Source organism: Mesorhizobium sp. M0991 (assembly GCF_040318915.1).
GTDB lineage: Bacteria > Pseudomonadota > Alphaproteobacteria > Rhizobiales > Rhizobiaceae > Mesorhizobium.
Genome location: NZ_JAMYNE010000074.1, coordinates 1 through 7788 on the forward strand (window position 1 = coordinate 1; position 7788 = coordinate 7788).

The 7788-nt window shown below is 60.3% G+C and carries 7 protein-coding genes and 4 pseudogenes; 5 read left to right on the forward strand and 6 right to left on the reverse strand.

Going from position 1 to position 7788, the window contains the following annotated elements:
• The coding region (locus tag NKH70_RS35140) for a hypothetical protein (RefSeq protein WP_353027424.1) at positions 1-190 on the forward strand (190 nt) is incomplete at its 5' end.
• A gap of 16 nt (positions 191-206) precedes the next feature.
• Here the strand turns inward: NKH70_RS35140 and NKH70_RS35985 are convergent.
• Positions 207-402 (reverse strand): annotated as a pseudogene (locus tag NKH70_RS35985) (IS6 family transposase); the annotation flags it as partial.
• 163 nt (positions 403-565) lie between these two features.
• On the opposite strand from NKH70_RS35985, the gene asnB reads away from it, so the two are divergent.
• Positions 566-2404, forward strand: a complete 1839-nt coding sequence (gene asnB, locus NKH70_RS35145) for an asparagine synthase (glutamine-hydrolyzing) (protein ID WP_353027425.1) — start codon at positions 566-568, stop codon at positions 2402-2404.
• Positions 2405-2557: 153 nt separating this feature from the next.
• On the opposite strand, the gene NKH70_RS35150 is transcribed toward asnB, so the two are convergent.
• Together NKH70_RS35150 and NKH70_RS35155 are read right to left on the reverse strand one after the other, a co-directional pair.
• On the reverse strand, positions 2558-3406 hold the full coding sequence (locus NKH70_RS35150; RefSeq protein WP_353027429.1) for an IS3 family transposase: 849 nt from the start codon (positions 3404-3406) through the stop codon (positions 2558-2560).
• Positions 3355-3705 (reverse strand): transposase, encoded by a 351-nt coding sequence (locus NKH70_RS35155; protein WP_352823664.1) that lies wholly within the window; start codon positions 3703-3705, stop codon positions 3355-3357. The genes NKH70_RS35150 and NKH70_RS35155 overlap by 52 nt, the downstream gene beginning before the upstream one ends.
• A gap of 408 nt (positions 3706-4113) precedes the next feature.
• Here NKH70_RS35155 and NKH70_RS35160 point away from each other — a divergent pair, with 408 nt between their 5' ends.
• The 3 genes and pseudogenes from NKH70_RS35160 to NKH70_RS35990 form a co-directional block, all read left to right on the forward strand.
• Positions 4114-4896: an IclR family transcriptional regulator gene (locus tag NKH70_RS35160; protein ID WP_353027426.1), complete on the forward strand. Its 783-nt coding sequence runs from the start codon at positions 4114-4116 to the stop codon at positions 4894-4896.
• Positions 4897-5140: 244 nt separating this feature from the next.
• Positions 5141-5424 (forward strand): annotated as a pseudogene (locus NKH70_RS35165) (IS66 family transposase); the annotation flags it as partial.
• Between the two features lie 8 nt (positions 5425-5432).
• A pseudogene (locus NKH70_RS35990) lies at positions 5433-5587 on the forward strand (IS66 family transposase); the annotation flags it as partial.
• Between the two features lie 395 nt (positions 5588-5982).
• On the opposite strand, the gene NKH70_RS35170 reads toward NKH70_RS35990, so the two are convergent.
• From NKH70_RS35170 to NKH70_RS35180, 3 genes and pseudogenes are all read right to left on the reverse strand, one after another.
• A complete protein-coding gene (locus NKH70_RS35170) occupies positions 5983-6570 on the reverse strand; it encodes an NAD(P)-dependent oxidoreductase (protein ID WP_353027427.1) in 588 nt (195 codons plus the stop codon).
• Complete coding sequence (locus tag NKH70_RS35175; protein ID WP_353027428.1) at positions 6567-6797, reverse strand: hypothetical protein; 231 nt, start codon at positions 6795-6797, stop codon at positions 6567-6569. Before NKH70_RS35175 ends, NKH70_RS35170 begins: the two co-directional genes overlap by 4 nt.
• Positions 6798-7117: 320 nt before the next feature.
• Positions 7118-7705, reverse strand: a pseudogene (locus NKH70_RS35180) (pyridoxal-phosphate dependent enzyme); the annotation flags it as partial.
• Positions 7706-7788 lie beyond the last annotated feature (83 nt).

The window sequence follows — 7788 nt, forward strand, 5'->3', positions numbered from 1 at the left end:
CCTCGTTTTCGATCGCCCTGCGCCCGATTTGGGTGAGCATACGGTCGAGATTCTGCGGGAGACCGGCATCGATCAAGAGCGCATCTATGCGCTGATTGCCGGCGGCGCAATTCGTGTTTCCCGGCAGGCCGGAGGATCGGAAATAGAATGCAAACCGAGATGCAACATCAGGAGATCGCGTCAGTACTGATCCTGAACAAAAGTTCCCGGTGCCGTTTTCGCAGCGGCACATTCGAATTCTCCGCGCTATTGTTCAGGCCCTTATCGCGGTGCTCGACTTGCGGCATCATCTGAGTCTTGCCGCGCCATAGGAGTGCAGGTTTTTCGGTGCTCGTGCACCTAGGTCAGCAAGCGCTTGGCAGCCTTGGCATTGCGGCGCAGTTGGACGATCTCGTCGAGCACATTAGACGCAGCAGCTAGCGATCAGCATGCGGAAGTTAGCCGTCACGATCAATCGAGCTTACTCGAGTTGCGATGAGGCGGCCACAAGAATTATCACGTGTTCGCGGGTGCGGTGTCCCGAATGCCGCTTGCGCGATAGTTACCCAAGGCAAGGAGCGAAAACATGTGCGGCATATGTGGATGGATTGATTTCGATCGCGACCTAGGAGATCCCGACGCGCGAAGGGAGCTTGCCGACATGACCGCCACGATGGCCTACCGCGGTCCGGACGACGAGGGGACCTGGATCGACGGGCCCGCGGCGCTGGGGCACCGCCGCCTGGCGATCATCGATGTCCAGGGAGGTCGCCAGCCGATGACGCTCCAGGGGGACGGCCGAGCCGCGTTGGCGCTCGTCTACACGGGCGAGACTTACAACTACCGCGAGCTGCGTCAACGGCTCGCCGCCCTAGGCCATCGGTTCGACACGAATAGTGACACCGAGGTGGTGCTGCACGCCCACCGGGAGTGGGGCCACCGCGACCCCCGCATTGCCGTGAGCGAACTCAACGGGATGTTCGCCTACGCACTCTGGGACACCGCCAAAGGCGAGATGCTTCTCATACGCGACCGGCTCGGCATCAAGCCGCTTTACTACTACCCCACCAAGCACGGAATTTTATTCGGCTCCGAGCCAAAGGCGATCCTCGCCAATAGTCTCGCGGAACCCGCCATGGACGCCGAGGGGCTTCGTCGCGCCCTGTGCTCCAGCTCCATCGCCGACCCGCACAACACCGTGTTCCGCGGCATGCGCGAGGTACGGCCCGGCCACATCGTCCGTGTGACCCGCGGCGGGATCCAGCAGATGAGCTACTGGCAGCTCACAGACAGCGCGCACAGCGACGATGTGCCTACCACTGTTCGGCGCGTCCGCGAGTTGCTCGATGAAACGATCCAGCGTCAGCTCATCGCCGACGTACCGCTGTGCACGCTCTTGTCGGGTGGGCTTGATTCCTCGGCCATGACTGCACTGGCCGCGCACTTCAGCGACGATCGGATCAGGTCCTTCGCCCTCGACTTCGTCGGCTACACCGACAACTTTACCCCCGGCCCCGGGCGCCCCACACCCGATGGGCCATACGTGCAGGAGGTCGCGAAGTTCGTCGGCACCGACCACACGGATATTACGCTATCGGCTGACGAACTCATGGACCCGAGCGTGCGGGCAGCCACCCTCCACGCCAGCGATTTACCGTTGACCTTGGGCAATCTTGATAGCTCACTCTATCTGCTGTTCCGGGCGATCCGGCAGCACTCGACGGTGGCCCTGTCCGGAGAGGCGGCCGACGAGCTTTTCGGCGGCTACACGTGGTTTCACAATCCCGCGCGCGTTCAGGCAGACACGTTTCCCTGGTACGAACTCAGCGAAGATGTCGCACTGCAGTCCCTAGACCCCGGCCTCGTCGAGAAACTTGACCTCCCCGGTTATGTCGACGAGCAGTACCGCACGGCACTTGCTGAAGTACCCGTCCTGACCGGGCCGGCCTCGGCCGATCGGCACGAGCGTCGCATGCGTGAGGTCTGCTACCTCGTTTTCACACGTTACCTGCCGACTCTGCTCGACCGCAAGGATCGGCTGAGCATGGCTTCGGGTCTCGAGGTGCGGGTCCCTTATTGCGACCACCGCCTCGTCGAGTACCTGTTCGGCACCCCATGGGCCCATAAGACTTTCGATAGGCGCGAGAAGAGCCTGCTGCGGGCCGCTACAGCAGACCTGTTGCCGCAGTCGGTGGTGCAGCGAGTCAAGAGCGGGTATCCGGCTATTCAGGATCCGACTTACGACACAATGCTGCGCAACCGGTTTACCGCACTGCTGAATGACCGCAACGTGGCAGTGGCACCGCTGCTGTCCGTCGACGGCTCTCGAGCGTTCCTCCGTGCGACCGACAACCTCAGGGTGGTGGAGCAAATCCTGACCCTCGAGGACTTCCTGACCGATTACAACGTGAGCCTCACGGTCTGAAGCGGCGGAACACGCAAAGGAGGCCCCGGGGGCGCAGCGTCCGTAACAATACGGCGTGGAACGGCCTGGCCGGCGGCAGACGCCGTTTTCCGAGTGTCAAACGGCTTCCAAAACTGACCCCCGATTGGAGTGCGCCCCTCGGACCGGACAGGGTCAAGCCGCAGTTTTGACCATCTGCCGGGCGTGTTGGTCCTCGAACTGTTGCGGGCTGAGATAGCCGAGCGCTGAGTGCAACCGGCGGGTGTTGTAAACCTCATCAATGAAGCGGGGAAGGTCCTCAGCGACGTCGGCGAAGGTTTCGTAGGCCATCGGATAGACGGCTTCGACCTTCATCGTCTTCATGAAGCTTTCCGCTTTCGCATTATCGTAGGGATTGCCGCGCCGGCCCATCGATCCAATAAGATCGTGCTCGGCGAGAACGTTGCGGTAGAGGAGTGCGGCATATTGCGACCCTCGGTCCGAGTGATGGACGCAGCCCGGCGGGGGTTTTCGTCGTTCGATTGCCGCCTTCAATGCTGCAACGGTCAAGCGCGCGTCGATCGACCGACCGATGGCGTAACCAACGACCTTGCGTGACCAGGCATCCAAAATGACCGCGACGTAGACGAAGCCCGCCGCAATCGTCACGTATGTTATGTCGCTCACCCAGAGCTGGTTCGGGCCGTCGGGTGTCACGTTCTTCGCCAGGTTCGGGAAGATCGGCAACTCGTGATCGCTGTCCGTAGTGACGATGAAGCGCCGCCTGATCCTGGGCTGCAGATCGTGCTCGCGCATCAACCGTCTGACCTTCTTGTGGTTGACGACGATGCCGCGCTGCCGCAGCGCCGCCTGCATGCGGCGATAGCCGTAAGCTTCGAAGCTGTCGGAGATCTCACCCATCGTCTCGACGAGCGCTGTGTCATCCACGGCGGTTTCGGGCTGATCGTAGTAGGTTGATCGCGCGATCCCCATCAGCCGGCATCCTTCAGCGACGGAGACACCGCCGGGCCGGTGATCACGGATGTAGTCCCGCTTCTCGGACGTGGTGCGCTTTTCAGAGCCCCCTTTAGAAACTCAATTTCCAAGGCTTGCCGGCCTACCAGCCGCTCCAGCGCTGCGATCCGCGCCTCATAGGTCTGCATCGTGTCGGCCGCCGCCACGTCTTCGTCGAAGGAGCCGGCCTCGTATTTCTGAACCCAGATGCGGATCAGGTTACGCGGCAGTTCGTGCCGCCTGGCGAGACCATGCAGCGTCTCGCCGGACAGGAACTCCTGCACTACCTGACGTTTGAACTCGATGCTGTGCGTGCGATAAGTCACCATGGGCTTCCATCCTTCGAAAGCCCGGCTTCCAAGTCAATTCTGCTTGTTCATCCTGTCCGGTCCGAGGGGCGCACTCCATTATGGGGTCAATTTTGCACGCCGATTCACATGCGATTAGGAAAGGAGGAGTCGATCTGCGACCAACTCGCCCTTACACGGACTTGGCCTGATCTCAAGTATCCGGTTCTGCTCGATGATAATGGCCGCGGGAAAGGGTCCTTGTCCCTCGTCCTCTGACCGCAGAGGGGCGATGGCACTTGACGCGAAGGCGCTGCTCGCCGACCTCCGGAAAATCGTCCAGAACGCGAGGGCGCGACAAAGTCTCGTCCGCGTCAATACACTTGACCGACGCGCGCTAAAAAGTTACAGCAACACCATCCTCTTTGGAACATCATTTCGGAGGCTAGTGTGCGGGTTGTCAACTCTCTTGTGGAGCGATGTTTTGCTGTTATTGAGTTGCTGGCGAACGAGGCATCGACCCTCCGGCTCGGCGAAATTGCCGAAAAGCTCGATTTGCAAAAAAGTGCCGCCCACCGAATGCTCACCACTTTGTGCGAAATAGGTTGGGTTGAGCAGGAGCCAGTCACCGGCTTTTACAAGCTCACTCTCAGGCTGGCCATTCTAGGACAACGCTTTCTGGGCGCCACGCACCTAACTGACGTCTGCCAGCCAGTGTTAGAGGAATTGGCTGGCGAAAGCGCGGAGCTTGTTCGGATGGCAGTCGTGCAGGGCGAAACGCTGACCTGGATTGCACAGGTCCAAGGCGCTCGGAACGGTTTGAAATATCAGCCCGAACTGGTTGCGAGAGTTCGCTTGGCGACCACAGCTAACGGCAAAGCTTATTTGTCGACGCTAGATCCGACAGACGCAATTCGCATCGCCGTCAATGACGGCCGCCATAATGCAGGGGAGCGATCTATCACCTCCGTGGAAGAGTTTATGGGGGAACTGGCGCTGACTAAGAAAAGAGGTTGGGCAATTTCAGTCGAGGAGGCTGAGCCTGGCGTGATCGCCATTGCTGCCCCGATTACTTTGGAAGGCGGCCAAACGGTTGGGACCGTCAGTGTCGCAGGTCCGAGCTCGCGCTTAACTGCAGATCGGCATCAAAAAATAGCGTCGTCTGTATCGTCAACAGCTGCCAAACTCGGAGCGCTGTGGCCCCTGAGGCAACGATTCCAGGATAAAAAATAATTCAATACTCCCAAGAATCCGCCTCTTTTCTGCACATTCAGCTCCGATCGACGGCGGGGTGACGATCTCGACTGCCCATCTCTCCGGGATTCACTGGCGAGATCCGCAGGAAACTGGCGCCCGAGGTCGATGGGAGAACGGTTTTGTCTTTGCGATTGGGGGCGAGCGGGGGAGGATGTGATTCGCCCGCGCCTGTGAAATCGCCCCTGATTCGTTCCGTCCGACCTTTGCAAGCGCCCATGCAATGATCCTGGCCGAGCGGGCCGCGCGCATGGAGCCGAAGGCGGCGCGTGCTCAAGCCGTGAGCTCCTCGACAGAGCGTTGATTGCATGCCTCAAGCTGGAATCGAAAGCTGCGGCGAACCTACGGCAGCCGCTCGGAGCGCAAGGAGCGGCTCTTGGCGCGGATGGAGCTGCAGCTGGAGAATCTGGAGGCGTCAGGCCCCGAGGATGAGCTTGCCGGCGAGAAAGCGGCGCGCGGACGCAGTCGGTCAAATGGTTCGAGCGCAAGCGGCCGTCGCGCAAGCCGCTCCGGCGACCGGCCACAACTGGACTTATATCCGTGACGAGTGGCCCCTTCGGCGGTCGTGCACCGCCCGCCGCGCTGTATTTACACTTCGCGCGATCGACGACAGGATCACCCCGAGTGCCATCTGCAAGAATTCACCGGGGTCCTGCAGGCCGCCGCCTATAGCTATCGCCGCTCAGGCCAATACTGGCTGACCGGCGAGTCTAGCGCAAAAAATCACATGCCCCGGCCACTGAGATGCAGCTCTTCAAACTCTCCTCAACAATACCGTCGCGTCTCCCATCGAAAGCTTGGCCCAGCACCGCAGTGGTCAGGTGCTCATGGCCGGATACGTACGTCTGCCGTCTTCACCGGATGCATACTGCATCCTCCTCTCTCATGCCGACGGCTCGGATGCTGGTTCCTTCCGCGGCTTCGGCGTGCTGCCGTCTATCCCCCTATATTGGGTCGCATCAATCCGGGTTGCCTCGAAACGGCGCGGCTTTCCCTCGATCGCGGCGAGGCAGTCCACGCAAGCATCGTAGAAGCAGCGCTCATGTTGGTAGAACGGTTCGCCAGCTATATGCGGCGTTGGCAGCACGTTGGGATAGAAGCGGAATGTGCATCCGGGGACACCGGCTCGGCGCCGAAGACATCGATCGCGGCCCTAAGGCCGCGGTTGTTGACCGCATCCCACAGCGCCGGTTCGTCAACCACGGCCATGCGGCTCACGAGTACGAACAGGCCACCGATGGGCAGAGCGTCGAAGACTGGTTTGCTGATCGCGCGTAGCGATGATTTCAAAGGTGGAATGCCTACGACGAAGATCTCCGAGGCGGCCGCGAGCTCCTCGAGCGAACCCGTGTATGTCAACCCAAGCTGCTCCGCCCGGGAGGTGTCGAGCGTCGGATCGTAGGCAGCGACCTGGCAGCCGAAGCCGCTGATCAGCTGGTGATACCGACTGTTGATGGCGCCGTAGCCAGCGAGCCCGACCTTCTTGCCAGCCAGATCGCCATGGACATGCGCTAACGGGTCTGCCTCAGATGGCTTCCAGCCGCCCGCCCGCATGAGTGCAATCGCTGTGGGAATGTCGCGCAGCAGGTTGAGAGTTCGAGCCAGTGCAAATTCCGCAATGCTTGGCGACATCGAGCGCGAGGTATCGATCAAGACAATTCCGCGCTCGGTGAGTGCGTCGATCGAACGAAACTAGAAAAACGATTGTCGTAGGTTCCTCCGATTGCCTTTAAACGAGACGCGCGGTCGAGCAAAGCGTCATCCAAGATGATGTCGGGCAGCAACCAGGGAGAAACGAGCAGAATATCTGCATCGATCAAAGCCGAAAGCAATTCGTCACGCCACGAGGATGGCCAAGCGATATCGTGGTCGTGGTCCATTTGGTCTCCAGTAGCGCGGCGCCACGTTTTATCCATTCCAAGCTGGACGGGTGATCGGAAAGGATGACACTATTCAAGTTACTCACGGCCATTTCGATAGGCTCCTGGATGTCGAGATGATGCGCAACGGACTCGAGAAGGCGGGCGTCGCCGGAGGCCGCAAGGTGGAGGCAGGTTGATATACGGGCGGCGTAGCGGTGGGTCGTGGCGACGAACTCAATCCAAATCCCTCCCTGGCCGAGCAGTTCGCCATACTGGCGTCATGACAGCGGCCGGTCTCGACCAACCTTCATGACACAGAAAAAACTTTGCAACACAACCATGCTAAGCACCTGCGCCTTTGTCTTTGCGGGAGTGGCAGAGGCGTCGATGCGGTCACGTTGCGCTGTCGACCGTCTCGGCGAACCCGACGATCATGCCGGCATGCGTTGAACCCGTGACCGTGCAAACGACAATGTAGTCGAAGGCAAACCCAAGCTGTTTCTCCCGGGCGCGCACCTCCTCCGCGAACCCGACATAGCCGAGGCCGCCGTTCGGGTGAACAGACGCCCCGGCTGGTATCGCATAAGGTCGGCCGCCCCTTGCCTTGACCTCATAAAGCGCTTTTCCCCAACTATCGCGGATACCGATGTCAAACCCTTCGTCGACTAGGCGCACACCTCTGCTCCCAAGATGCGGCTCAAAAGAATGTTGCCGACCCGGTCATAAACGGCATCCTCATGTGGGACCCAGCTCTCCTGAACCAGGAGGCATTTCATGCCAATTCTGGCGGCGACCGCGGCGACGATGCGCGTGTGGTTGGACTGCACGCCGCCGATGGAAACAAGCGTATCGGCATCTGAGGCGATGGCAGCGGGAATGATGTATTCGAGCTTGCGCAGCTTGTTTTCGCCAAACGCAAGTTCGGAGGTAAGCGCTATTTTCGCTGCACGTTGACGCGGGCGCTTTCGACGGATGGCCTTCGAATCGGGAACGGTATCTGGTCTGATCA